This is a genomic window from Microcoleus sp. A006_D1, from assembly GCF_036702805.1.
In the GTDB taxonomy this organism is placed as follows: Bacteria; Cyanobacteriota; Cyanobacteriia; order Cyanobacteriales; family Microcoleaceae; genus Microcoleus.
The window spans coordinates 327,759-352,477 of sequence record NZ_JAUBVZ010000005.1 but is presented as its reverse complement, the minus strand read 5'-3'; the positions used below and the strand labels follow the sequence as shown (position 1 = coordinate 352,477).

The 24,719-nt window shown below is 47.8% G+C and carries 21 protein-coding genes; 13 read left to right on the top strand and 8 right to left on the bottom strand.

Annotation, left to right across the window (positions count from 1 at the left end):
- Positions 1–114 precede the first annotated feature (114 nt).
- The 11 genes from QUB68_RS12050 to QUB68_RS12000 all read left to right on the top strand — a co-directional run bounded on the left by QUB68_RS12050 (position 115) and on the right by QUB68_RS12000 (position 11,441).
- Entirely contained in the window at positions 115–456 is a 342-nt protein-coding gene (locus QUB68_RS12050; RefSeq protein WP_332992550.1) for an IS630 transposase-related protein, read from the top strand.
- Entirely contained in the window at positions 453–962 is a 510-nt protein-coding gene (locus QUB68_RS12045; protein WP_332992548.1) for a transposase, read from the top strand. The genes QUB68_RS12050 and QUB68_RS12045 overlap by 4 nt, the downstream gene beginning before the upstream one ends.
- A gap of 19 nt (positions 963–981) precedes the next feature.
- Positions 982–2,184, top strand: coding sequence for an RNA-guided endonuclease InsQ/TnpB family protein (locus QUB68_RS12040; RefSeq protein WP_332992546.1), 1,203 nt, complete (start codon positions 982–984; stop codon positions 2,182–2,184).
- 112 nt (positions 2,185–2,296) lie between these two features.
- Entirely contained in the window at positions 2,297–3,085 is a 789-nt protein-coding gene (grpE, locus tag QUB68_RS12035) for a nucleotide exchange factor GrpE (protein ID WP_332992544.1), read from the top strand.
- Positions 3,086–3,375: 290 nt separating this feature from the next.
- Complete coding sequence (gene dnaK, locus QUB68_RS12030; RefSeq protein ID WP_332992543.1) at positions 3,376–5,520, top strand: molecular chaperone DnaK; 2,145 nt, start codon at positions 3,376–3,378, stop codon at positions 5,518–5,520.
- A 132-nt stretch (positions 5,521–5,652) separates the two neighbouring features.
- Positions 5,653–6,780, top strand: coding sequence for a molecular chaperone DnaJ (gene dnaJ, locus QUB68_RS12025; RefSeq protein ID WP_332992541.1), 1,128 nt, complete (start codon positions 5,653–5,655; stop codon positions 6,778–6,780).
- 556 nt (positions 6,781–7,336) lie between these two features.
- Positions 7,337–7,627 (top strand): sulfurtransferase TusA family protein, encoded by a 291-nt coding sequence (locus QUB68_RS12020; RefSeq protein ID WP_332992540.1) that lies wholly within the window; start codon positions 7,337–7,339, stop codon positions 7,625–7,627.
- On the top strand, positions 7,624–8,874 hold the full coding sequence (gene rsgA, locus QUB68_RS12015; RefSeq protein ID WP_332992538.1) for a ribosome small subunit-dependent GTPase A: 1,251 nt from the start codon (positions 7,624–7,626) through the stop codon (positions 8,872–8,874). Before QUB68_RS12020 ends, rsgA begins: the two co-directional genes overlap by 4 nt.
- A gap of 239 nt (positions 8,875–9,113) precedes the next feature.
- The gene (locus QUB68_RS12010; protein WP_332992536.1) at positions 9,114–9,899 is read left to right on the top strand and encodes a MotA/TolQ/ExbB proton channel family protein; all 786 of its coding nucleotides are present in this window, start codon (positions 9,114–9,116) and stop codon (positions 9,897–9,899) included.
- 15 nt (positions 9,900–9,914) lie between these two features.
- Positions 9,915–10,658 carry an ExbD/TolR family protein gene (locus tag QUB68_RS12005; protein ID WP_332992534.1) on the top strand — a complete coding sequence of 248 codons (744 nt, stop codon included), beginning with the start codon at positions 9,915–9,917 and terminating at the stop codon, positions 10,656–10,658.
- A gap of 585 nt (positions 10,659–11,243) precedes the next feature.
- The gene (locus tag QUB68_RS12000) at positions 11,244–11,441 is read left to right on the top strand and encodes an NblA/ycf18 family protein (protein WP_106150106.1); all 198 of its coding nucleotides are present in this window, start codon (positions 11,244–11,246) and stop codon (positions 11,439–11,441) included.
- A gap of 553 nt (positions 11,442–11,994) precedes the next feature.
- Here the strand turns inward: QUB68_RS12000 and QUB68_RS11995 are convergent.
- The 8 genes from QUB68_RS11995 to QUB68_RS11960 form a co-directional block, all read right to left on the bottom strand.
- Complete coding sequence (locus QUB68_RS11995) at positions 11,995–12,444, bottom strand: hypothetical protein (RefSeq protein ID WP_332992531.1); 450 nt, start codon at positions 12,442–12,444, stop codon at positions 11,995–11,997.
- 80 nt (positions 12,445–12,524) lie between these two features.
- A complete protein-coding gene (locus QUB68_RS11990; protein WP_332992529.1) occupies positions 12,525–13,727 on the bottom strand; it encodes an anhydro-N-acetylmuramic acid kinase in 1,203 nt (400 codons plus the stop codon).
- Positions 13,728–13,820: 93 nt separating this feature from the next.
- Positions 13,821–14,552, bottom strand: a complete 732-nt coding sequence (locus QUB68_RS11985) for a PP2C family protein-serine/threonine phosphatase (protein WP_332992527.1) — start codon at positions 14,550–14,552, stop codon at positions 13,821–13,823.
- A 417-nt stretch (positions 14,553–14,969) separates the two neighbouring features.
- Positions 14,970–16,736 (bottom strand): ABC1 kinase family protein, encoded by a 1,767-nt coding sequence (locus QUB68_RS11980; protein WP_332992525.1) that lies wholly within the window; start codon positions 16,734–16,736, stop codon positions 14,970–14,972.
- A gap of 257 nt (positions 16,737–16,993) precedes the next feature.
- Positions 16,994–17,332, bottom strand: coding sequence for a DUF6825 family protein (locus QUB68_RS11975; protein WP_332992523.1), 339 nt, complete (start codon positions 17,330–17,332; stop codon positions 16,994–16,996).
- Positions 17,333–17,864: 532 nt separating this feature from the next.
- Entirely contained in the window at positions 17,865–19,433 is a 1,569-nt protein-coding gene (locus tag QUB68_RS11970; protein WP_332992522.1) for a serine/threonine protein kinase, read from the bottom strand.
- Between the two features lie 370 nt (positions 19,434–19,803).
- A complete protein-coding gene (locus QUB68_RS11965) occupies positions 19,804–20,256 on the bottom strand; it encodes a DUF2127 domain-containing protein (protein ID WP_332992521.1) in 453 nt (150 codons plus the stop codon).
- A gap of 249 nt (positions 20,257–20,505) precedes the next feature.
- The gene (locus QUB68_RS11960) at positions 20,506–23,370 is read right to left on the bottom strand and encodes a CBS domain-containing protein (protein WP_332992519.1); all 2,865 of its coding nucleotides are present in this window, start codon (positions 23,368–23,370) and stop codon (positions 20,506–20,508) included.
- Between the two features lie 309 nt (positions 23,371–23,679).
- Between QUB68_RS11960 and psbZ the strand changes: the two genes are divergently transcribed.
- Together psbZ and ribH are read left to right on the top strand one after the other, a co-directional pair.
- The gene (gene psbZ / locus QUB68_RS11955; protein ID WP_332992517.1) at positions 23,680–23,871 is read left to right on the top strand and encodes a photosystem II reaction center protein PsbZ; all 192 of its coding nucleotides are present in this window, start codon (positions 23,680–23,682) and stop codon (positions 23,869–23,871) included.
- A 234-nt stretch (positions 23,872–24,105) separates the two neighbouring features.
- A complete protein-coding gene (gene ribH, locus QUB68_RS11950; RefSeq protein ID WP_332992515.1) occupies positions 24,106–24,693 on the top strand; it encodes a 6,7-dimethyl-8-ribityllumazine synthase in 588 nt (195 codons plus the stop codon).
- Positions 24,694–24,719: the final 26 nt, after the last annotated feature.

The following is a 24,719-nucleotide window of genomic DNA, read 5'->3' as shown; positions in this document are numbered from 1 at the left end:
GAAGCACAATACATTTGCTCATGTCGAGTCAAATGCAGTTATAGTCATTTCAAATAAATGTGAGACAGAGGTAAGATCATGATAAAATCGATAAAAAGAGTTAATTAGAAAAAAATGGCTTACAGTCTAGACCTAAGACAAAAAGTAGTCGATTATGTGGAAAATGGAGGGAGTACAACGAAAGCTGCCGCCATATTTAAGGTAGGAAGAGCAACAATTTATAGATGGTTAGGTAGGGAAGACCTTCGACCAACTCAGGTCAACCACCGTCAACGAAAGCTAGATTGGGAAGCACTCAAAAAAGATGTTGAAAAAAATCATGAAGCAAGATTAGTAGAAAGATCAAAAACTTTCAGGCGTCAGACCGAGTGCCATCTGCTATGCCTTAAAAAAACTGAAAATTACCAAAAAAAAAAGAACTTCGCTATAAAGAAAGAAATCGAGAAGAAAGAATGAAATATTACAGAAATCTGAGAGAATTAATTAAAGTTTATGGCAGCAAAAGTCTTGTATTCATTGATGAGTCAGGATTTGAGAAATTTGAAGGTTCTGTTTGTGCCTGGGCCAAAAGAGGAAAGAAAGTCTATGGCGAAAGACCAGGAAAACGGGGGAAAAGAGAAAATTTAGTAGCAGCAAGAAGAAAAGGAAAGAAGGACTTAATTGCACCAATGCTCTTTATGGGTAGTTTGAATGCAGAAGGATTTGAAGGATGGTTATCTTTGTATTTGTTACCAGATTTAACAAGTCCATCTATATTAATTATGGATAATGCACCCATTCATCGTAAGACAGTCATTAGACTATTGGTTGAGGAGGCGGGTCATCAGATAATATTTTTACCAAAATACTCTCCTGACTTAAATGATATTGAGCATGATTTTAGTGCATTAAAGAGAGCTAAAATGTATGCGTCTCCTGGCACATCTCTTGATGAAGTTATTCGTGCTTATTGCGCAGTCTAGTGTCTCATACTTATTTGAAATGACTATAGTAGAAAAACACGTAATTAACAGACAGCATAAATTTTGGAAGGAATGCGACCACTTAGCATTACAATCAAAACATCTATACAACTCTGCTAACTACATTCAGCGCCCATACTTTTTTGCCAACAATAAGTATTATGATTCCATCAATATTTGCCACCCGACTAAGAACTTAGAAGCTTATCGGTATCTACCAACAAAAGTTAGTAAACAGATTTTTCGTAGAGTTGCTGAGGCTTGGAAAGGATGGTTAGCTGCACTTAAAGATTGGTCAAAATACCCTGAAAAATATATGGGGAAACCTAAAATACCAGGATACAAGCATAAAGAGCATGGCATAAATGTTGTAATTGATCCGATAGATGCAATATCAAAACCTGCTTTGACTAAAGGGAATGTTAAACTGTCTCAGACTAATATTGAGTTGGCTACTCAAGCTAAAAATGTAGACAAAGTAAGAATTGTCCCGAAGCTTGACCATTATGTTATTGAAGTTGTTTACACAGTTAATGACATACCCTTATCCCACGGGAAATATGTGGCTGGTGTAGACCTTGGTTTAAACAATTTGATGGCTACAACATCCAATCATCCCGGTGTCAGACCGCTGTTGATTAATGGTATACCATTGAAAAGTATTAACCAATTCTTCAATAAACGGGTAGCCGCATCACAATCAATCGAAGCTAGCAGACAGTTCAAAGCACTTAACAGTAAGCGAAATATAATAATTGAAAACTATCTTCATACTGCGATTCGTCGTGTAATTGATTGGTGTCAGTTGAACGAGATTGGTCAGTTAGTTGTCGGCAAGAACCCAGGATGGAAACAGTTCATCAACATTGGTAAAAACAATAATCAAGCATTTACCAATATGACCCATACCAAACTGATTATTTTATTGACCTATAAAGCACAATTGGCAGGAATTGTTGTTACACTAACTGAGGAAAGTTACACATCGAAAGCGAGTGCTTTAGATGGTGATAATTTGCCGACTTATAACAAAAATACAGATGCCAAGCCTATTTTTATTGGTCAACGTGTTCAGCGCGGTTTATATAGAGCTTCCACTGGTAAAACAATCAATGCTGATACCAATGGCAGCATAAATATAGCGAGAAAAGTAATTCCCGACTTCATGAAGGGAATAGAGGGATTGCCGTTTATTACGCTCGGTTTTAGGACTGTGGACTAAGATTACAAACGTAGATGTCTAACATTGACTACTTTTGGGTAGCTTTGTCCAGGTTTTTACGAGCGGTTAAATGTATCTGCTAGAATTGATAGGGTTCTGTCGCGCAGCTTTTATGATTGACGAGGAAAAACAGCAAGATCGAGATCCTAACTCAACTGGGGTTGCCCCAGAGGGTTCGCCAATGGCAAGCGAAACTCCCCCCGCACCAGCAAGCTCGAACGAAGCAGCCGATTGGGAGCTCGAACTTGCTCAAGCTTATCAAAGTGCTCAGCCCGATCGCCCGCCAGCAAACGTATCCGGATCTACCGTCACGGGCACTTCGACCAGCCCGACAGCAGACTCGGCCCAGTCGTGGAAGAGGGAACTGGCTCAGGTAACAGATGAAAAAGAGGCTTTGAAAACTCAGTTGCAAGCCACATCGGCTCAACTAGAAGACCTGAAAAATCAAAATCTCCGCCTAGCAGCAGATTTTGATAACTTCCGCAGGCGCACCCAAAAGGAAAAAGAAGAGTTAGATTTACAGGCAAGGTGCGGCACGATTAAGCCCCTGTTGCCGGTGATCGACAATTTCGAGCGCGCTCGATCGCACATTAAGCCACAAAACGACGGCGAAATGAACATTCACAAAAGCTACCAAAGCGTTTACAAGCAAATGGTAGATGGTCTCAAGCAAATCGGGGTTTCTCCGATGCGCCCCGAAGGCGAACAGTTTGATCCCAACCTCCACGAAGCTCTTCTCAGCGAGCCCACTGACGAACACGAGGAAGGAACAATCATCCAAGAACTAGAACGCGGCTACATTCTGGGCGATCGCGTCTTGCGGCACGCCAAAGTGAAAGTTGCAGCGCCTGGGATATCTGTGGTAGCCTCAGATGAAAATCCCGAGAGTTCGGAAAGTTAATCGGGAGACCAGCTACTCTATTCCTCGAAGTCGCTGACCCCCGAAGAGAATTCGGGGGGCCGAAGGCGGCAGACTCACCAACTTCTTAACTCAGGAGTAAAAGCAGGTCAGCGCTTTCTAAACAAATTCGGAAAAATGTTTTAACCCGTCTTTGATGTTGCTTTATGACATCAAGTTTATACTTACAAATTCGGTCGGGTGATGCTTGTTAAAACAAGCTGAGTCGTTTTTCATCCCCCAACTTGCGAGTTGGAGGTTTCCAAACATCCCACAAAGTTTTATGAGGCGCTATGGGAAAAATTATTGGAATTGACTTAGGCACGACCAACAGTTGCGTAGCTGTGTTAGAGGGCGGTAAACCAGTCGTAATCGCCAATTCCGAGGGGGGTCGCACCACTCCGAGCATCGTAGGATTTGGCAAGGCGGGCGATCGCTTAGTAGGTCAACTGGCAAAGCGGCAAGCTGTAACTAATGCTGCAAATACTGTCTACAGCATCAAACGATTTATCGGGCGCCGGTGGGACGACACGGAAGAAGAACGAGCCCGGACTCCCTATACCTGCATCAAAGGCAAAGACGACACCGTTAACGTCCAAATTCGGAACAAGGTTCACACCCCCCAAGAAATCTCGGCAATGGTACTGCAAAAGCTCAAGCAGGATGCTGAAGCTTATTTGGGACAAGCTGTTACCCAAGCCGTAATTACAGTGCCGGCATACTTCACAGACGCCCAGCGACAAGCTACTAAAGACGCCGGTACGATCGCGGGTTTAGAAGTCCTGCGCATCGTCAACGAACCGACCGCAGCCGCCCTGTCCTACGGGCTCGACAAGCAAAATATCGAACAGAAAATCTTGGTCTTTGACCTCGGCGGCGGTACTTTCGACGTTTCGATCCTGCAACTGGGAGACGGAATTTTTGAAGTCAACGCCACCGCAGGTAACAACCATCTCGGCGGAGACGACTTTGACGACTGCATCGTCCAGTGGCTGGTAGAAGCTTTCCGGACTCAATCCGGTATCGACCTCTCAAATGACAAAATGGCCTTGCAGCGCCTCCGAGAAGCTGCGGAAAAAGCGAAAATCGAACTCTCCAACCGCGAGTCCACTTCCATTAATTTGCCGTTCATTTCCTCTGATGCAAAAGGGCCGAAGCATTTGGAAATGGACCTCTCCAAGGCTCAGTTTGAAAAACTGGTGGGTCATTTGGTGCAGGCGACGATCGATCCGGTGACTCAAGCCCTCAAAGACGCAAGTCTTACCCCGAAAAACATCGATCGAATTATTTTAGTCGGAGGCTCAACCCGGATTCCGGCAGTTCAAGAGGCAATTAGCAAGTATTTTGGCGGCGTCACTCCCGATAAATCGGTCAATCCCGACGAAGCTGTAGCCGTAGGCGCGGCAATTCAAGCCGGAGTGTTGGGCGGTGAAGTCAAAGATTTGCTGCTGCTAGACGTGACGCCGCTCTCCCTGGGACTCGAAACCTTGGGCGGGGTGTTCACTAAAGTAATCGATCGCAATACAACTATTCCCACCAGCCGATCGCAAATGTACAGCACGGCTGCTGACGGGCAAACCTCGGTTGAAATTCACGTCCTCCAAGGCGAGCGCGCATTGGTAAAAGACAACAAAAGTCTCGGCAAATTCCTGCTCAAAGGGATTCCCGCAGCCCCCCGCGGAGTACCTCAAATCGAAGTTACCTTTGAAATCGATGCCAACGGCATTCTCAAAGTAGCCGCAGAAGACAAGGGAACCGGCAAAGAACAAAGCATCCAAATCTCCAACACAGGCGGATTGAGCGAAACCGAAGTCGAGCGGATGCGCCAAGAAGCCGAACTTTACGCTGACGAGGATATCAAGCGCGCTCAACTCGTCGAACTCAAAAATCAAGCCGACACCCTGGTCTATAATTGTGGTGTCACTTTGAAAACCAACGCCCAATTGCTGGGCGACGACCTCAAAATCGCAGCCGAAACCGCAGCAACAGCCTTGAAGGCGGCAATGGCTAACCCCGACATCACAGGCGAGGAACTGACCGAGCAAATCGAAGCTTTCAAGCAACTGCTATACTCGCTCGGGACAGCAGTCTACGAGCAAGCTCGCAGCGGGGTATCCCCATCCTCGCCAGAGGTTGAAAGCGAGATGATGTCAGAACTAGAAGAGGTTGAAGCGGACGATGACAGCATTTTGCTGACAGAAGAGCTGCTGGTGGCGCCCCAAGCTCCACCGGAACCGGAACCAAAACCGGAACCAAAACCGGAACGACAGCCGGAACGACAGTCCAAGCGACAGCCGGAACGACAGCCGGAACCAAAACCGGAACCAAAACCGGAACGACAGCCGGAACGACAGTCCAAGCGACAGCCGGAACCAAAACCGGAACCAAAACCGAAGGTTCCCGAACCTGAAGTTGATGATATGAATCCTTTCCTTTAGAACTGAAAAGCTAAAAATTAAAAGTTAAAAATTAACAACAAGAATTTTTAATTTTTAATTGCTAATTTCAGGAAAGGTCGCCCGTTTCTTTTTCGTACACTTTTTGTTATTTACCTCCAGGCAAGCAGCTTTATGGCCGGTGATTACTATGAAATATTAGGCGTTTCTCGCAGTGCAGACAAAGAGGAAATTAAGCGTGCTTACCGCCGCCTAGCTCGCAAGTACCATCCTGATGTCAACAAAGAACCAAGTGCCGAGGAGCGGTTTAAAGAAATTAACCGCGCTTACGAGGTACTCTCAGAACCGGAAACCCGCGCCCGTTTCGACCGTTTCGGCGTAGAAGGCGTGACGGGTGCAGGCGCCCCTGGGTTCCAAGACTTCGGCGACAGCTTTGCTGATATTTTTGAAAGCTTCTTCCAGGGTTTTCAGGGAGGGCCCGGTGCCCAACAACAAGGTCGCAGACGCAGCGGGCCGGTGCGCGGAGACGATTTGCGCCTAGATTTGCGTCTGGATTTCCGCGAAGCCGTGTTTGGTGGAGAAAAAGAACTTCGCATCAAGCACCTAGAAACCTGCGAAACTTGCAGCGGGACTGGTGCCAAACCGGGAACTAGACCCCAAACCTGCCCGACTTGTACCGGCAGTGGTCAAGTCCGACGCGCTACCCGCACTCCTTTCGGCAGCTTTACTCAAGTTTCAGTTTGCCCGACTTGCAACGGCACCGGCCAAGTAATTGAGGACAAGTGCGAAACTTGCGGCGGCCGCGGCCAGAAAGAAGTGATGAAAAAGCTGAAAATCACTATTCCGGCTGGGGTTGACAACGGTACTCGCTTGCGCGTTTCCAATGAAGGGGATGCTGGCAAGCTGGGCGGCCCTCCAGGGGATCTTTACGTGTTCTTGGCTGTGAGTGAAGACCCGCTATTTAAACGGGACGGCATTAACGTTAACTCGGAAGTGAAGATTAGTTATTTGCAAGCAATTTTGGGCTGCCGGTTGGAAGTGGAAACTGTAGATGGGCCGACGGAATTGTTGATTCCTACGGGAACTCAGGCGAATACTGTTCTGACTCTGGAGAAAAAAGGTGTGCCTAAGTTGGGAAATCCAGTCAGTCGTGGCGACCATTTGATTTTGGTGTCTATTGATATTCCGACTAAGGTGACGGCTGAGGAGCGTGAGTTGCTGATGCAGCTTGCTAAGCTGAAGGGCGATCGTACTGGTAAAGGTGGCTTGGAAGGATTTCTCGGTAATTTGTTTCAGAAATAAGCAAATTTTTGACACCCATGGGTGTCAAATTTTCCTGTTCGATCGTTCCGTGGCAATTTTTTAAATTCTCTCTCCAAAAAATGTGCGCAATTGCGCACATTTTGCCCAGGTAGAATAATTCCCGGCAATTATTTAAATTCTTTCTCAAAATTTTGTGTCCAATTGGACACATTTTGTACAGGTAGAATAATTCCCGGCAATTATTTAAATTCTTTCTCAAAAAAAAGAGCGCAATTGCGCACATTTTGCACAAGTAGAATAATTAGTCGGCAATTTGTGGGAATAGTCCTCAAAAAAATGAGACCCATGGGTCTCAAAAATTGGCTGTAGAATAATTAGTCGGCAATTTGTGGAATAGTCCTCAAAAAAATGAGACCAATTGGTCTCAAAAATCGGCTGTAGAATAATTAGTCGGCAATTTGTGGGAATAGTCCTCAAAAAAATGAGACCCATGGGTCTCAAAAATCGGCTGTAGAATAATTGTTCGGCAATTTGTTCACGATAAAATAAGGCTTTCAGGATTTGAGATGGGAAATTTGAAAAGAAAAGGCACACTATGAATTCAACATCCAAAATTGAAAATCCCAAATCGCCAGATGCCAAAATCGATCTGCGGGGAACTCCGTGTCCTCTGAATTTTGTCCGCACTAAACTGCGCTTGGAGCAAATGCCACCGGGTGCTGTTTTGGAGGTGTGGTTGGATGCTGGGGAGCCGATCGAACAAGTGCCTGATAGTCTGAAAATGGAAGGCTACCAGATTCTCGAAACGCAATTTATTGCGGATGAGCCAGATTCCGGCTTTTTTACGCTCAAAGTGCAGCGCCCCGAACACCAGGAAGCAGGATGAGCCTGAATTTGTCTTCGCTCGTCGGTACTGTAGTGGCTGTTCAGGCTAACTTCTACCGAGTCAGATTAGATATAGAAGCGGGCATTGATGACAATATAGCCCTGGCGGATGCTCCTACTCTCCTGTGCACTCGCCGCACTCGACTGAAAAAAATTAATCAACAGGTGATGGTGGGCGATCGCGTGGTGGTAGACGAACCGGACTGGACTGACCGCCGGGGTGCAATTTCTCATGTCTTCGGGCGCCGCACAGAACTCAACCGCCCGCCTGTAGCTAATGCCGATCGTATTCTCCTAGTTTTTGCCCTCGCCGAACCCGATTTAGACCCCGCCTCATTAACTCGGTTTTTAGTCAAGGCAGAATCTACAGGTTTAGAGGTGAGTTTGTGCCTGAACAAATGCGATTTGGTGAGGGCCGAGGAGTTGGAACAGTGGCGCGATCGGCTTTCAGGCTGGGGCTACGAACCAATGTTTATTAGTGTTCGCAGCGGCTTAGGAGTCCAGGAAGCGGCGGCTAATTTTAAAAATAAAGTTTCTGTCAAAAAAGTAGCTGATCAGCATCTATCAGACAAAATTTATGGCTCTGTAGTGCCTTATGAGGATGACCCCTCCCTAGCAAATTCTGTCGCTCCGTTAGATTCGTTAAATGGGGTACCAAATCCTTTGCCGAACTTGGTTGAGGGGCACATCCGAGACAAAATAACGATAATTTGTGGGCCTTCTGGGGTAGGTAAGTCCAGCTTGATCAACCAACTGGTTCCGGCGCTGAATCTGCGAGTGAACTCTGTTTCTGGCAAACTCGGCCGCGGGCGCCACACGACTCGCCACGTCGAACTATTTGAACTCCCCGACGGCGGACTTTTGGCAGATACTCCGGGGTTTAATCAGCCGGCTCTGGAATCCGATCCGTCGGAGTTAGCTGCATATTTCCCAGAAGCGCGTCAGAGGCTGGCTTTGGGTAGCTGCCAGTTTAGCGACTGTTCGCACCGAGACGAGCCTAACTGTGTCGTGCGAGGCGATTGGGAGCGCTACCAGTATTACTTGAATTTTATGGAAGAGGCGATCGTCCGCCAACAAGCTCTGCAAAACTCCAGCAGCGCCGAATCGAGTTTGAAGCAGCAAACCAAGTCGGATGGTACGCAGCAGTACGAACCGAAGTTGCTAACTAAAAAATATCGCCGCTCTTCCCGCCGCGTTCAACATCAATCGCTGCAAGATATGTGTCAAGAAGACTTAGAGGAATTTTGAGGCTGTAGTCGATCGCCCGCGAGGCGCCAGAAAAGACTATCAAGACTTGCCCAGAAACCCGGTTGGCTCGATCGCAATACTTGGTTGCAGCAGGAGGCCCCGTTTACAAGACCCTGTTTCTTTAGTCGCGAGCGCGTCAGTCCTGAGTACATTAATAGCTAAAATTAAATGGCCTTGGATTTGTTAAAAAAAGTACAACACAAGTAAAAGTTAGCGGGTAATGCAGGAGCAACAATTTTATGAATATTCAAGAACTGTTTCAAAAAGGTGGGCCCGCCATGTGGCCCCTGTTGCTGTTATCGATTATGTCTGTAAGTACAATTATCGAGCGCTTGTGGTTCTGGGCGAGCCTCTTGAGCACAGAAAAGCAGATAGTTAACCGCATTCTCGAAGCGGCGCGCAGCGATTGGGGGGCGGCTAGCGAGATTGCTAGACAAGCTAACCGACAGCCGATCGGGCGATTTCTTGCTGCACCTCTGCGCCTGTACAATCCCGAACCAGATTTATTTCGACTCGCACTCGAAGCCTCAGCCGATGAAGAGTTAGCTTCGATGCGCCGCGGCGACAAAATCTTAGAAGCGACGATCGCTCTCGCCCCTTTGCTGGGCTTGCTGGGAACAGTTTTGGGATTGATTAACTCGCTCAGTTCGATCCGTCTGGGCGACATCGGCACGTCGGCAACCACTGGCGTGACTTTAGGGATTAGCGAGGCGCTGATTACTACTGCTACTGGGATGGTAGTAGCAATTTTTACCTTGACGTTTTATCGGATATTTCAAGCTTTTTTGTTCAACCAAGCAAAAATATTTCGCAAAGCAGGAAATGAAATGGAATTGCTTTACAGGCAATACTGGCCGACGGCTAATGTTAAGGGTCGATCGCCCAATGCAGAACACAGCAATTCTTCCTTTGGTTCCGATGGTTTGAATCGGCGTTCTCTCAATTCTCAAGAATCGGGAGAACGTCTCAGGGAGCCGAAATTGAAAGGTTCCGATCCTGATGTTGATTCAACTTCTAATAATTAGAACAAAGGAGAACTGATGAAGATTCACTTAGATACTCCTGCGGAAGAGGCTCGGATCGAACTGGTGCCTTTAATTGACGTGATCTTTTGTATTCTGACGTTTTTTCTGCTGGCGGCTTTGCAACTGACTCGCCAGCAAGCGATTAATGTCGATTTGCCGAAGGCGAAGACGGGACAGACGCAGATGCGAGAGATGCTGATTGTCAGCATTGACGATTTTGGGCAAACTTATATCGACCAATTGCCTGTTAATTACCAACAGCTCGATCGAGTTTTAAAGAGTTTCCAGACCAAAAATCCTGCCGGGTTGACAGTGTTGTACGCTCCTCAAAATGCTAAATACGCCAAAGTTGTGGAGGTTTTAGACAAATTGCGGGAGGTAGGAGGCGATAGAGTAGCCCTGGCAACTCTTCCTAGTTCGGCTCCCTCGCCGCAGCCGAATAATCCGTCGCTTCCCAATTCTGGGATTCCTGTGGCACCTTCGGGCAATTACCCTCAACCCCTGCCGTCTCCTGTGGCTCCGGGGCAACAGCAGCTCAATCCGAATCGGTTTCAATCTCCTCTCCCGGCTCCCGGACAGCAGCAGTTCAATCCCAATTTTAATCCCAATCAGTTTCAATCTCCTCTGCCGGCTCCGGGACAGCAGCCTAGCAACTCTGGGACAAATCTGGGCATTCCTCCTGTTTCCCCGGCACCCACTGCTCCTAATTTCAGGCCTGGAGCGGTCGCTTCACCGCAGAATGTCGAGTCCTCCAATTAGTTAAAAGGCTTCCGAAGGAAGAGTTCATTCAGTTGACAGTTGACAGTTGACAGTTGACTGCTTGAGGGCGACCTCTACCTAGAAGGAAGAGGATTGGAGTAATGAATCGTCTGATTTTAATTTCTCCCTAAAAAGGAGAGGCTTTAAACCAATTCTTTCTGGGAAGAGGGAAAGAGGGAAGAAGCAAGAAGGAAGAAGAGATCAATAGAAATTCTTGCCATCTCGCCATCTCCCACTCTCCCATCTCCCCCTCTCAGAGAGCAGCTCTGCCCGCCCGAGTTGGTATAAATAGCTTCAATTATTTTGGTTCGTACTGAGCCTTTTTTCTTTTAATAAGTAGATATATTTGGTATATGGCTGCGGAAGGAACTTTTGCAGACATTTCGTCATCTCTATCCTTAAGTTATTTCCTGGGATAGATGGTAACTTTGTCAAATGATTGTTACCTTTTGTAATATATACTAAAATGAGATGGGCTTGGAGAGCATCCTGAAACCAAAAGCCGATCGCTGAAACAATTTACTAATCTGGTCGATCCAGGTTTTTACTTTCAAGTCACCTTTACTTACAGAGGAGTCTTTCGTCATGAGCCAACCAGCAGAATTGTCTTTGGAGCAGCAATTTAGTCTGTGTTCCTTCAAAACACAGGTAAGTGACATGAGCCGCGAACAAGCTCAGGAGTTTTTGGTCAAGCTTTACGAGCAAATGATGTTGCGGGAAACCATGTACCGCCATTTTCTGAAACACCACTGGGGTTTAGAACCAAATCCAGGCCTTGAGTAGCTTAGAGTCGCAGTCGGCGACCTCCGTCTCTTACTCTCTTCCCTCAGGTGGAAATGAGTTGGGGGTGATGGGGCGTCACTCTTTCACCAGAAGGAAGGCTTCAGAAGGAAGATGGAAGAAGGAAGATGGAAGATGGAAGAAGGAAGATGGAAGATGGAAGGCGCAATAAATAAGAGGGTTTGAGCAGTTAAGAACGTCCTAACTATCTGGGCGCGGTTGCTATCAAAGGCAGAAGACTTCTTCAAAGACTTGAGGATAATTTGAAAGTTTCTGTGTGGATTAAACTCAATTTGAGGCGTCGCTCTGAGCCATCTGTCGATCGACACTGCTGGAAGAACCGAAAATAATCGATCGTGGCTAGACTCAAAACTTTGATAATTTTTGAGCGCCAATCTTAAATTTTTAATAAAATAAATATATTTGTGTGTAGTTGCAGCGGATGAGGCTTGACAATAATGGCGCTAGTCGGACATCTGAGCGCGACCTCCGACCAGCAACACCTTCAATTTTCACATCAAACTCTAGAACTGACAACTGTTGACTCTCGAAAGAGTTATTCCGGCTGGCGTTCCAGAGTCGCCTCCATCGTACTCGTCAAGTAATGACCAGACATGATACCGCTAGATTGGTAGTAGCGGTTGTGATCAACGCGGTGAAGGGTATCAAAACCCGTCCGCCGCTGGCGTTCGTCTCCCAGTACCCAGTAACGCTGGACGATCGACTGGGGAGCAATCCAACCTTCGCCCTCGACGCGGCCGAGTTCGCTGTGTTGGAGTACAAAAGTATACTGCCGTTCATCGCTGTTGAGGTGTCCTCGGTACTGCAAAAGAATCTCTTCGCGATCGCCTCCTGGAAACACGAGCTTCGTCACCATACTGAACCAATCTGTTCGGTTCCAGCTCACTAAAGTTTTGCCTTTAACCGTAATTGGCACGCCATTGCGCTCAATCCAACTTCCTTCGAGCGTCCATTGGCCAGATTCCATTAAAAACGTGTGAGCCACAGTGCTGTTCCTATGCTTTTCCTGCTGGCTACAATGCTGGTGCAACAACGCACAGCCGTTGTCCCTCAGACTCTATGCTATCATGCCCAACTGTGCCAACAAGAGTTAATTTCTCCTAACAGAACCGGTGCACAAGCACCAGTAACTTGAGGCAGATTGCCGGGAATACCCCGAACCCGCCAGGCGGCTAAAACCGCGAAAGCGATCGCCTCTTTAAAATCTACACTCAAGCCTGCCTCAGAAGTAGTCAATACTTGCACGGGATGCAATTGTGCTTGCAATCGGCGTTTTAAGTAGAGATTGTGGCTGCCGCCCCCGCACAGTAAAACTCGATCGGGCATAGCCGGCAAAAAAGTTTGGTAACTGCTGACTATCGAAGCAACCGTCAGTTCTGTCAGAGTAGCCAGCACATCAGCAGGACTGAGGTTGTAAGCGGAGGTTTCGACCAAACACCGGTCAAAATAGTCTACACCAAATAACTCTCGCCCAGTAGATTTCGGCGGTGCTTGGCAAAAGAAATCTTGCTGGAGCCAATCCTCGACTAAAGCTTGACAGGGAGTGCCACCAGCGGCCCAAGCTCCACCTTCGTCACAAGTTTTAGTGCCACCAGAGAAGTGCTGCACAGCCAGATCTAACAGTGAATTCGCCGGGCCTGTATCCCAACCCAAGATACCGTCCCCAAGACCGGAAAGCTCTGACTCATGGTTGTTTGCCTGCTTTCCCGTAGCGGGAAGATAAGTAACATTGCCAATTCCGCCCAGATTTTGGATGCAGAGACTGCGGTAGGGCTCGGCCAGCAGGCAGGCATCCACTATTGGTACTAAGGGTGCTCCTTGACCTCCTGCTGCAATGTCTGCCGATCGAAAGTTGCTCACAGTCGTAATGCCTGTCAATTGCGCGATTAGCGCACCACGCCCGAGTTGCAAGCTGTAACCCATGACAGCTCCGGCGATTTCTTTGTCTGCTTGCCCTGGCGGTCGGTGGTAGACTGTTTGACCGTGAGAGCCGATTAATTCTGCTCTATCATATTCTGCTTGAATTGTCAAGGCCGCCGTGGCAAATTCTTGGGCGATGGCATCATCTAATTCGGCTAGTTCTGCCATTGACAAAGCTGAGCCGCTGCAAACCGAGAGAATTTGCGATCGCAAATTAGCAGGATAAGGGAAAGTCTTGCCGGCCACCAAGTTCACTTTCAAGTCTGTTTGGGAACCGACCACATCCACCAAAGCAGCATCAATGCCATCCACCGAAGTGCCGCTGATCAAACCGATAACGCGAGTCATTCAATTTTAGATTTAAGATTTGAGATTTTTAGATTTTTAGATTTCAGATAGTCTAGTGCGGAAGGGCGCGAGGCGGCGGGGGGCGATCGGATATTATTTTAGATCCATAGTCACGATCACAACAGTAATATTGTCCCGTCCCCCTTTCTCCTTAGCTGCTTCAATCAAAGCAGTTGCAGCGCCCTCGCAGGCGCGAATCGACTTCAGAGGCGAAGCAATCAAAGGATCTGAAAGTTCCTCAGTCAAGCCGTCACTGCACAGCAGCAAGCGATCCCCGGGCTTTACGTCCACCGGCAGAATATCTATCTCGCGCAAATCATCGCGACCCAAACACTGGGACAAAACGTGACGCCAAGGATGACTGCGAGCCTGATCCGGAGTCAAGGCCTTTCTTTTGACAGCCTGAGCAACCCAAGTCTGGTCTTCAGTAATCTGCTCCAAACGAGCTCCGTGCAGCCGGTACAAACGAGAGTCCCCGATATTAGCGCACCAAGGTCGGCCCTCATCCCTAAAGATGAGAACCACAGCCGTAGTCCCCATGTCAGCGCGCTCCGGATGGTCGAGCTGATCGGTCAAAATTGCTTGATTGGCAATTAAAAAAGCCTTTTCCAACAACAGCGGAGAATCTTCCGGGCCTTCCCAATTTTCGATCAAATACGATTGAATCGCCCCAGTCGCAATCCGGCTGGCTTCTTGACCTCCGGCGTGTCCTCCCATTCCGTCGGCCACTATGAAAAATCGTCCGTCAGAGTCTATGCAGTAAGAATCCTGATTTACGGAACGGACTAGCCCTGTGTCTGTCTTACCTGCGAAAGAGCGTTTCATAGATTAGTGATTGGACTCATCGAACTTAAAAGCTTGATTTAACTGGTGCAATGTTTTCTTGCAAAACTTAAATCCCGAACGGGAGTTGAAGTTTCTGCCGATCGCGATCGGCACTTCTCAAAAAATTGCACTGCCTTAACCTTATATTGTAGATCGTGTAGTGCTCATCCCGTCTTAAAATTTCAGTACAGCAACTTGCATCGAGCAGCGCCTGCGCTAAAAAACTGGATTTCTACAAAATATCCGAGGTTTGGGTGGGGACAAATCTAGGAAGCAACCAGGTTTTTGGGATCGGGAGCGGGTAAGTGCTGTGAATTTTAGAAATCTGTTGTCAGCCAGCCAAAACTTAACATTTGAGGTCAAATGTTGGCTGGCGAGAAATCTCAATCCTAAAATTTCAAATCCCCAAGGGCACAACTATGACATTCTGTCTAAACGATCGATCCGCTTGAACAAACGCAGCATAGCTACCCCTGCACTCCCCGCCAGCACGGCCAAAGCCACAGCCGGCCAGACTTGATTGCTGACAAACAAAATTGTCGCCGAGACAGTAAAAGCACTCATCAGCAAAGCATAATTCGTACCCATTTGAGCGCTGCTCATACGGCGGAGCAAGCGCTCAGCTTCGGCAGAACGGACGCGAATCCGTAAATCTCCCTGTTCGAGTTTATCAATAGTCTCCTCAATCCGGCGGGGCAAACCCAAAGCAGTCGAACTCACCTGAGCCGCCTGACGGCCGATTTCGTTAAAAATGCTGCTAGTTGCATCAGGGCCATTTCCATTAGTCATAAGCTGCATGGCAAAAGGTTGTGCCACCTCCATAAAGTTAAAATCCGGGTCTAAACCGCGGCCCACCCCTTCGATAGTGGAAAAAGCTCGCATTACAAAAGTAAAGGTAGCTGGGAAGCGAAAAGGTTGGTCGTAGGCAATATCGTAAAGGTCGTCGGTAATCGCGCTCACCGACTGCTCTTCAAAAGGCTTATCCATGAAGTTATCCAGCATATACTGGATCGATCGGCGCACCGGACTCATATCACCTGTAGGAACCAAAGCGCCCAGATTGATTAGAGAATCCATAATCCGCTGTCCATCCTTGGAAGCAACGCCGTAGAGAGTCTCCATCAGTCCTTCGCGGACGTTGGACTGAATTTGCCCCATCATGCCAAAATCGTAGAAAATCAGAGATCCTTGGGCACTAACAGCGATATTGCCGGGGTGGGGGTCAGCGTGGAAAAAACCATCGTTGAGCAACTGCCGCAAATAAGCTTTCGCGCCCAACTGAGCGATTAATTTACGATCGATACCGGCTGCTTCCAAAGCTTCATAGTGACTGATTTTAATCCCCGGTAGGTATTCCAAAGTCAGCACTCGCGGAGCCGCGTAGCGCCAATAAACTCGCGGCACTTGCACCCAGTCGCAGTTGCTAAAATTGCGACGAAAAGTATCAGCATTGCGGCCTTCATGGAGATAGTCAATTTCCAGCCACAGAATGCGACAACATTCCTCATAAATCCCCATCCAATCTCGGCCGCGGCCCCACTTAGGATGGTTTTGAAAGTAACGAGCAATGCCCTTAAGAATTTGCAAATCTATCTCGAACAGCTTCCGCAGTCCAGGTCGCTGCACCTTAACCACAACTTCCGGGCCGGAGTGTAGTTGAGCTTTGTGTACCTGACCCAAACTGGCAGCGGCCAGGGGCACCGGGTCAAAGCTAAGATAGAGTTCCTGAACTGTCTTGCCCAAATCTTGCTCGACAATTACTTGTAACTGTTCGTAGCTGAAAGCAGGCACTTTGTCTTGCAGTTTAGAAAGTTCCTCGACAAACTCTGCGGGGAACAAGTCGGCGCGGGTGGAAAATAATTGTCCAACTTTAATGAAAGTCGGGCCCAAATCCAATAGTGTTTCTCGAACCCAGATAGCTTGAAAGCGCCGTCTGGAAACTTTCTTTTCTTCAGTCACGCCTCCCCAGTAGCTCCAGTTTTTGCTGTCTAGCCACAGCGAAGCCAGCCAGAGTAAGACAAAGGCCCAAATGTCAAAGAAGCGCCGCTGCCGGGAGTATTTTTCGCGATTCCAGCGATAAGCTTTAGTTTTGTAGGATTTACCAGCAGTTTTTGGCTCATCGGCGTCGCCAGTGCGCTTGCGGGAGCGCTGGCGATTAACAGAGTCATCAAGGAGAGCAGACACTTGGGTTCCCAAATTGCTTATTTTATGTTGTTGTTTTGATGGCAGGTAGGAAGGTCGGTACAAATAAACATTAGATGGGGAGGAGGAGGGCGAGTTTTGCCTTGATAAACTCGCTTGTATCATAGATTCTTAGCTAAACCCGCCCCGCGCCAGATACTATTGTTTTTTTGCAATGACCTACTTAGGAGCGCAGGAGCGCATTGCTTTGCGCTCACGTAGTCATAAATAATAGTTGTGGCTCGATCGATCGCCCTTTTTTAGGGCAAACTGCTGCGGTAGCGCTGCAATTGGGATCGCACCAGAGCGACTTCGGCGCGCAGCTCGTCAATCGTTACTTGCAAGTCGGCGGGATGGATGTCTTGAATGTTAGTGGTGCTGGTGGTTGCAGTGCCAGTTCTGGTCTGCATCGCCTCATCCGCAGCTCGATTTGCGCGTTCCACAACTCGATCGGTGAATTGGCGCAGGCGTTCTCTTTGTTCGGCGTCAAATTTGCCGAGTTCAGAGAAAGCGTTGGTTGCTGCGCTTTCTAATTGCTCGTATAATGCTTCTGCAACTGCTCTGCCTACAAAAAAAGCATGAACTGGGGGTTTACTCATAAAAAAAATCTCTGTGCGCTTCCGCAAAGAATTATAACTTGCTTGTCCTCGATGGTGCTTGTTCCTAAAGAAAGGAATTTTGCCAGAATTGATGCACTGCCTTGGCTCTCACCGAAACAAACAACTTTTTTGAGGTGAGGGTTCGCCAGACTCCGATCGCCGATTAGCCGGCACGTGGACAACTCGCTGTATCCTCAGCTCTGGTGTTGCTAACTGCTTTCTCAAGCGTCGTGGGTTTGGGAGAACCACTGCGCGACATCAGATCGCCGATTAGCCGTGCCTAAATCTTAACATAATTTCCCGCAAAAAATCAAAGATTTATACATTTTTTTTCGTCTGGCATTCGGATTGTGGAGCCACTAGAAAATATTCGATAATTTCAGGCAGAGGCTGTTGGTTTTTTCCGAGTCGATCGCAGGTTGTGCGAGATAATAGGTGGTTTGGAGGGGCATTATATTGTCCAAAATCGACGGATATTTGCTGACTCCTAAAACCAAGTATTTGTCCGCACTTTTGACCATGCAAAATAATTTTAATTGGTCGCTGGTTCAGTCCCAGGCACTGTCGGTTCTGCCACAGGGGGCGGCGAGTTAGGGGCGATCGAACTATCGGAATTGGTGGCGCTGCGACTCGGTATCGCCACTTCAGGGGACGCCAGTGAAGGCGACGCTGCTGGCGCGGCTTGCGACTCCCCAAAGGTTTCAGCACTCTTAGCCCTAGGGCTAGCGGGTGCGGGGGGGGAGTAACTGGGCGCTTGGGGTGGCAGGGGCGCAACGGAGGGTACCGGTGCGGGGGCTGGTTGGGGTGCTGGCTCGATTTGGGTTTGAGGCTCAGGAATCGGGGACTCAGAAGGCTGCGCTTCGGGCTCCGGTGTCGGGGTTGAAGGTGGGGCTAGAGGTTCTGGGGCGGGAGTTTCCGGGCTTGGGGACTCAGAAGGTTGGGTGAGGGCTGCTGAGGGATCGATCGGTTTGGGGGGGATGTTGCTGCTGTCTGCGGTGGGTTTGGGGCGCTTGTTGAGTACGATCGGGAGCAGAGGGCTGCTTTCGACTGAGGGCTGTCCAAACATCGGCGCCGACAAATCCTGAGATTTGAGCAAATCTTCGAGAGATGGGAAGGATTGAGTTTTGGGCCCATTGCTGACACTGATGCTGTTGTAGCGCCATGCGAGGTCAAAACCCATCCAGCCTGCAATTGCAGCCGTGACGACAAACGCCAGCAAAGTCAACGGAGGCGGGGGAGGTGCGGGCAATCGCAGACTTTGTTTGCTTGTTCTCTCTGCTGGTACTCGCTCTTTTTCTTGCAGCATGGTAAGCCAATTTTCTACTGTCTGGGGGCGTTTGTGGGGGTCGGTTTCGAGTCCCTGAAGGATTGCTCGCTCGATGCCGGGGCTGAGGTTGGGCTGAAATTGCCGCAACTCTGTCAGAGGAATGCGATCGCGCAGGGGTGCTGCTACGGGTGGTACGCCGGAGAGCAAGTAGTAGAGGGTGGCGGCGATCGCGTAAACATCTGTGGCTGGTGTACATTTACCGTCATAGAGGTATTGTTCGATCGGCGCATAACCCGGAGACAGCAAGTTAGTGTGGGTTTGTTTCGTGCCGGCGGTAAAGTCGCGGGCAATGCCGAAATCTGTCAACATTACTATGTGAGAATCGGCTTGCCGGATCATATTTTCTGGCTTGATGTCTCCGTGTAACAATCCGCTGTGGTGAACTGCACTTACGGCTGAGGCTATTTGCCGAATGTAGTGCAGCGCCTGGGCTTCTGGCAGGGGCTGATCGGTTTCGACTATTTGGGCGAGGGTTTTGCCGGGAATATAGTCCATCGCAATAAAAGACTGTCCAGCTTCTTCAAAAAAGTCGATTACTCTGACGATATTGGAATGCTGGCACCGCGACAGGCGTTGTGCTTCGGCAATAAACTGCTGCTGAAACTGGGCAGATTCTGGGTGTTGGCGCAGACTTTCGTTGAGGGTTTTGAGTACGACGGTTTGGTTTAAATGGGTCTGGGTAGCTCGGTAAGTGATGCCGAACCCTCCTATACCTAAAGTCGCGTTAATTGTGTATTTGCCCTGTTGCAGGGCTGTTGCTGACGCTAAGTTCATCTTCAGTTGATGCCGGTTCCCAAACTATGCTACCGCCTTTGGGTTATTTCGCAGAGTTAGGGCTAATGTTCGATCTACGATCTGCGCCATAGTTTTGGCTTGAACTCTGCCATATCATTCTATCTGTAGCAGTCGTTTTAAGAAACTTAACACAATATTTTGCCAATAAAAATCCCGCTCTTGTGGAACGGGAAAGCCATCAGGGTGCATCTATTAATTTGACTATAGCGTATGGGGGGTATAACCCCTTTTTTCTTTAATAAATCTTTACAATTGACTGATTTATGTAAATATTTAAATATTTACTTGACTTTTGAACAATTTTATATTTTTAAATTGAAATTGATAGTTAACTGTCAACTGTTAACTGTCAACTGTTACCGTGCTTTGGCAAATGGTGCAGCAAATACCATAAAACGGCTATATTTGCGATAAGTACGACTAACTTAAGTACGGTGACACCCTGAAATAACTCATATATTTCTGGCGGAATACTGATTCCTACTAGCACTAATACTAAAATTGTTGCCCAGCCTTTTTCGTACCACAAGCCAACCGCTTCAACAGCAGTCAAACCTGCATAAAGTCCTGCCGCTAGTCCGCTAAATAATAAGGTTTTTTGCTTAACACTTAGAACTTTGTCTAATAAAAACTCAACGATTTTTAGTTTGCTTTCTAACAAATAAGAGTCGGAAAATTCTTCTAAGGCTTGATGGTTTTTTAGTGCTAAAAGCAAAGCGAGCGAAGTTACTGTCAAGAGGGCAGCGACAAAACTTTTGTAAAGGACAATTGCGATTAAAGCTGGAGGGCGCTGTTTTTTCACGTAAATTCTCGAAATATCAATAATGTGCGATCGGTTTGTGAAGGAAGATTAGCAACGGATTTTGTCACGGATTTAACGGATGGAATAAGGAAGATTAGCAACGGATTTTGTCACGGATTTAACGGATGGAATAAGGAAGATTAGCAACGGATTTTGTCACGGATTTAACGGATGGTAAAATTTGAGTATGGTGTGTCAGCAATTAGCTAGTCAATTATATAGAAAATAACGCGCTGCTGACACACCATGCTAAGATTGAGGATAACGTTGTGCTAAGAAAGAGATGGCAGTAGCCCGATCGCCCAAATCGCCATCCAACGCAGCGGCCAACAAATCATCCAACATCCGTTTAAACCCTGGGCCTGGCTTGTAACCCAATGCCTTCAAGTCATTGCCGTTTAAAGGCGACTCAACATTTGCCCACCTGGTGAGATATTCCCAAATCTGGCGGCGGACACTTCGGGGGCTTTGTAGGGCGATCGCAATTAACATTGGTAACTCATAATTCCGCAACAGAAATACCAATTGACTGGGTAAATTACACTTCAGTAAACCCTTTGCTAATTCCTGATTTCCAACTTCCAAAACTTCCAGCCGTTTAATACTATCAGCAGGTAACTGAAGATTTTTAGCCACCTTAACCCGATATTCCGGTGCTAAATAAGCGATCAAAACTTCCAGCCGCATCAGCCAATCAGGAATATTGATAACTGGGAATTGGTAATTGGGAATTGGTAACTGGGAATTGGCAATAGTTGCCTCTTTCAACATCAATCCGTTACATCCGTTAAATTCGTTACGAAATCCGTTGCCGAACTTCCTTCCATTCAAACACCGATCGAGTAAACGCAACCGCCGCCACAACTGGCGATCCAAATCCAAAGTAGGATGAATACAGCGCAAAGCTTGCAAATCTCCCAGCATTTGCAAAGCAACCTTCCAGTAAGGAGCTTGCAAAATGTATTTCAACTCGCTTTTGAGGCGAGTTTCCAAAGCCGGAGCGCGGCCGTTTTCCCCCTGAATGCGGTAATAAATCCCGCTTTCCAAAGCGTTGCGGATGTATGCTTCCGTCTGAGGTTCGATCGCAAATCCCAGCCGCACCGCAAACCGCACAGCCCGATAAATTCGCGTCGGATCTTCGATAAAACTATTAGCGTGCAAAACTCGAATTTGTCGCGCTTCCAAGTCTAGCAAACCGCCAAAAAAATCCAACAATTCGCCGCTGCGAGGAACACCCAACCGCACAGCCAGCGCATTAATTGTAAAATCCCTGCGGTACAAATCTTGGCGAATCGAACTCGCTTCAACTTCAGGATTTGCAGCCGGATAAGGATAAAATTCAGTACGAGCCGTAGCGATATCCACCCACAGCGAGCCGAAAGCAGAGTCTTTGTGCCACAACAGGGCGGCGGTTTGAAATTGACCGTGAACGTCTAAACGCGAGTCTGGGTAAAGCTTTTGCAGCGATGCAGCTAACTCGACTCCGGCACCGGAATCGTCGGCACCGCAATTGCCATCCACTACCAAATCAATATCAGTGAGTGCCAGTTTATCATCCGTGGCTAACAGTAAATCTCGAACTGCTCCACCGACAATATAAAGTTGCCAGCCGCGCTCTCGTGCAATGTTGGCTGCGATCGACAATAATTGCCATAATTCAGCACTAATGCCCGATCGGAACAACTGCTCAACCGATTCGGGCATGGGACAATTAGACAACTCAGTATTACTTCCGCTATCTCGCGCTTTTTGCTGGTGCAATTCCCGCAATACGTCAGTGCGAGTCACAATTCCCACCAGTTGGCCGTTTTCCAATACTGGCAAACGCCCGATATCGTATGTCACCATTAAAGCTTCAATTTCTGGCAACAAGGTATCCGGGGCGATCGTTTTTAGCTGCGGAGTCATGTAACCCTTCACCGGGGCGTGACTGAAACCGTGATGTAGGGCAATGTCAATGTCACGGCGGGAGATAATTCCCGTAAGTCGATCGCCCGAATCGACCACCGAAAGCCCAGAATGTCCGTAGCGTAGGAGGATACGGTGAGCCTCTCCGACGGAGGTTTCTGGGCGAATGCTCCGCACTGGAGATGACATTAATTCGCGGGCGGTTGGAGGGTGGGGAATTTGAGCTTTGAGTTCGTCAGCTAATTGATTTAAAGTCAGCAGGGCGTCAACATCGCGGGTGGCGAGGGATGCGGCGCGGGCGTGGCCTCCGCCGCCGAGGGGTTTGAACAATTCGCTGAGGTTTGTGCCTTCGATGCGCGATCGACCGATAATAGCTAAGCGGTTGGAAACTGTCGATTCAGCGATGTTGCGGTTGTCGTTTTCACTAAAGTTATAAACATTACCTAAAAGTAGAGCATCGGTTTCAGTCAAATCGAGCAAGCGGGAAGCTAGGGAAGAAAGTCCCGGAACATACTCGTCAGTAGATAGTAATACTGAAGCTACTGTATAACCATGCAAGGTTTCCGATCGCAAATTCTCCAACGCTTCTCTCAGCAAATCCTGCAATTGCGGAGACAAACCGGGTTCTACATATTCAGAGATTACCCGCAAACTTGCTCCTTGTTCCATTAACCACGCTAAAGCCATTGCATCTCGCGCGGTTGCGCCGTCAAAAGTGAGGGAACCGGTATCGACGTGGATGCCGAGGGCCATGACTGTGGCTTCTGAAGGTAGCAGGCGCGATACTGTATCGCCATTTTCGGCTGCATTTTTGATTTTTTCGCGCAGTTTTTCGACAATTAATGTGGTGGTTGCGCCGACTGCTTCGATTTGTGTAACCGTGGCGGGGATGTCTAAATCAGCTTGTAAATGATGATCGAAAACGGCTATTTCGTTGATGTGTGGCAAGTCTAGCCATTCGGCGGCTTTTCCTAGTCGATCGCGCTGTGAGGCATCTACTATACTAATAGATCTAATTTGTTGCGGATTGACCGATCGACGTTCAATCAGCGGATACTCGTCGCGGTGTAGCGCCAAAAAATCTCGCACCGTCGGGTGACAACCGCCAGTCAGCACAATTCTGCTACCGGGGCGCAGCACGCAAAGTCCCACCGCCGCGCCCAAGCTATCAAAATCTGCTGTTGTGTGGCACAAAACTAAGTCCATAGCCGAAAATCCCGCATCTCTCACTCCCACACTAGCAATTTCTGGTGCTCGGATACCGGATCGGGCGATCGGGCTTTAACCTTTCCAGTTTTCTGCGCTGTAGCGAACAATGATAAAATTGATTAAAATCTCAAGAGCCGCTAACGCCTGTTTGCGCAACTGAGAATTTGCACGGGCGAGTCGAATTTTATAAACCGATAATCTCCCGATTGATCGTTGCAAGACTTTCAAAAACTGTAGAATCCCCACACATTCACGCTGGGGAGTGACAATTCTCATCAATCAACCGCCATATCGAAAGGAGAAAAGATGTTATCAATTCTGTTTCAAGTCGTTTTACTCGGTCTGGTACTGCTGTCATTTGTGATGGTAATTGGCGTCCCGGTTGCCTATGCCTCTCCCCAAAATTGGAATCAGTCTAAAACCCTAATTTCTGTGGGTTCTGCTCTCTGGTTCTTACTGGTTATTGCAGTGGGTGTTTTGAACTTTTTGGTGGTTTAAACCCACTCAATACTATCGAATCAAGAAGGTAAAAGGTAGAAAATTGAAGGCATTCGCCAGCGATTAAAAGCATTTATTATTTGGTAGAAACTCGGATTGTTTTAGACCGTGCGAACCTATATATTTTTGCATTTGAAGTTCAGATGAAATGTTTCGGCTTTCTAACTTTTGCCTTCTCGCCAACAAAAAACTAAAATCTAAAACCTAAAACCTAAAATCTAAAGCTAGAAAACTATGACTGTATTCGAGGGAAGTTTTACTCAGACTGAATCTTTGCGATTTGCGATCGTCATCGGCCGTTTTAACGACATGGTGGTAAACAAACTTTTGGAAGGATGTCAAGATTGTTTGAAACGCCACGGGGTTGATATCAATCCTCATGGAAATCAAGTTGATTTTTATTGGGTTCCGGGATGTTTTGAGATTCCTTTGGTGGCCCGCAAAGCTGCTCTTTCTGGCCGCTACGATGCGGTAATCTGTCTGGGTGCGGTAATTCGCGGCCAAACTCCTCATTTTGATTTTGTAGCTGGTGAGGTTTCTAAGGGAATTGCTGCGGCTGCTTTTCAAAGTGGTGTGCCGGTGATTTTTGGGGTGGTGACGACTGATACCATGCAGCAAGCTTTGGAAAGGGCCGGAATTAAGAGCAATTTGGGCTGGAATTATGCGATGAGTGCTTTGGAAATGGGCACTTTGATGCGTCAAGTTAATGGTTTGGGTGTCAATTCTTACGGCCATTTGCCTGCTGCGTCTGCTGCTGGAGTGCTTTCGGGTGATGCTAGTCGGGCGATCGCTCCTGATGTATCCTCGAATCAAGTAGTCTAAGTTGAGCCAGAGGTTTCTGAAATAAT

Coding starts and splice junctions, on each gene's coding strand:
- QUB68_RS12050 (WP_332992550.1), top strand. CDS start 115: ATGGCTTACAGTCTAGACCTAAGACAAAAAGTAGTCGATTATGTGGAA.
- QUB68_RS12045 (WP_332992548.1), top strand. CDS start 453: ATGAAATATTACAGAAATCTGAGAGAATTAATTAAAGTTTATGGCAGC.
- QUB68_RS12040 (WP_332992546.1), top strand. CDS start 982: ATGACTATAGTAGAAAAACACGTAATTAACAGACAGCATAAATTTTGG.
- grpE (WP_332992544.1), top strand. CDS start 2,297: ATGATTGACGAGGAAAAACAGCAAGATCGAGATCCTAACTCAACTGGG.
- dnaK (WP_332992543.1), top strand. CDS start 3,376: ATGGGAAAAATTATTGGAATTGACTTAGGCACGACCAACAGTTGCGTA.
- dnaJ (WP_332992541.1), top strand. CDS start 5,653: ATGGCCGGTGATTACTATGAAATATTAGGCGTTTCTCGCAGTGCAGAC.
- QUB68_RS12020 (WP_332992540.1), top strand. CDS start 7,337: ATGAATTCAACATCCAAAATTGAAAATCCCAAATCGCCAGATGCCAAA.
- rsgA (WP_332992538.1), top strand. CDS start 7,624: ATGAGCCTGAATTTGTCTTCGCTCGTCGGTACTGTAGTGGCTGTTCAG.
- QUB68_RS12010 (WP_332992536.1), top strand. CDS start 9,114: ATGAATATTCAAGAACTGTTTCAAAAAGGTGGGCCCGCCATGTGGCCC.
- QUB68_RS12005 (WP_332992534.1), top strand. CDS start 9,915: ATGAAGATTCACTTAGATACTCCTGCGGAAGAGGCTCGGATCGAACTG.
- QUB68_RS12000 (WP_106150106.1), top strand. CDS start 11,244: ATGAGCCAACCAGCAGAATTGTCTTTGGAGCAGCAATTTAGTCTGTGT.
- QUB68_RS11990 (WP_332992529.1), bottom strand. CDS start 13,727: ATGACTCGCGTTATCGGTTTGATCAGCGGCACTTCGGTGGATGGCATT.
- QUB68_RS11985 (WP_332992527.1), bottom strand. CDS start 14,552: ATGAAACGCTCTTTCGCAGGTAAGACAGACACAGGGCTAGTCCGTTCC.
- QUB68_RS11975 (WP_332992523.1), bottom strand. CDS start 17,332: ATGAGTAAACCCCCAGTTCATGCTTTTTTTGTAGGCAGAGCAGTTGCA.
- QUB68_RS11970 (WP_332992522.1), bottom strand. CDS start 19,433: ATGAACTTAGCGTCAGCAACAGCCCTGCAACAGGGCAAATACACAATT.
- QUB68_RS11960 (WP_332992519.1), bottom strand. CDS start 23,370: ATGGACTTAGTTTTGTGCCACACAACAGCAGATTTTGATAGCTTGGGC.
- psbZ (WP_332992517.1), top strand. CDS start 23,680: ATGTTATCAATTCTGTTTCAAGTCGTTTTACTCGGTCTGGTACTGCTG.
- ribH (WP_332992515.1), top strand. CDS start 24,106: ATGACTGTATTCGAGGGAAGTTTTACTCAGACTGAATCTTTGCGATTT.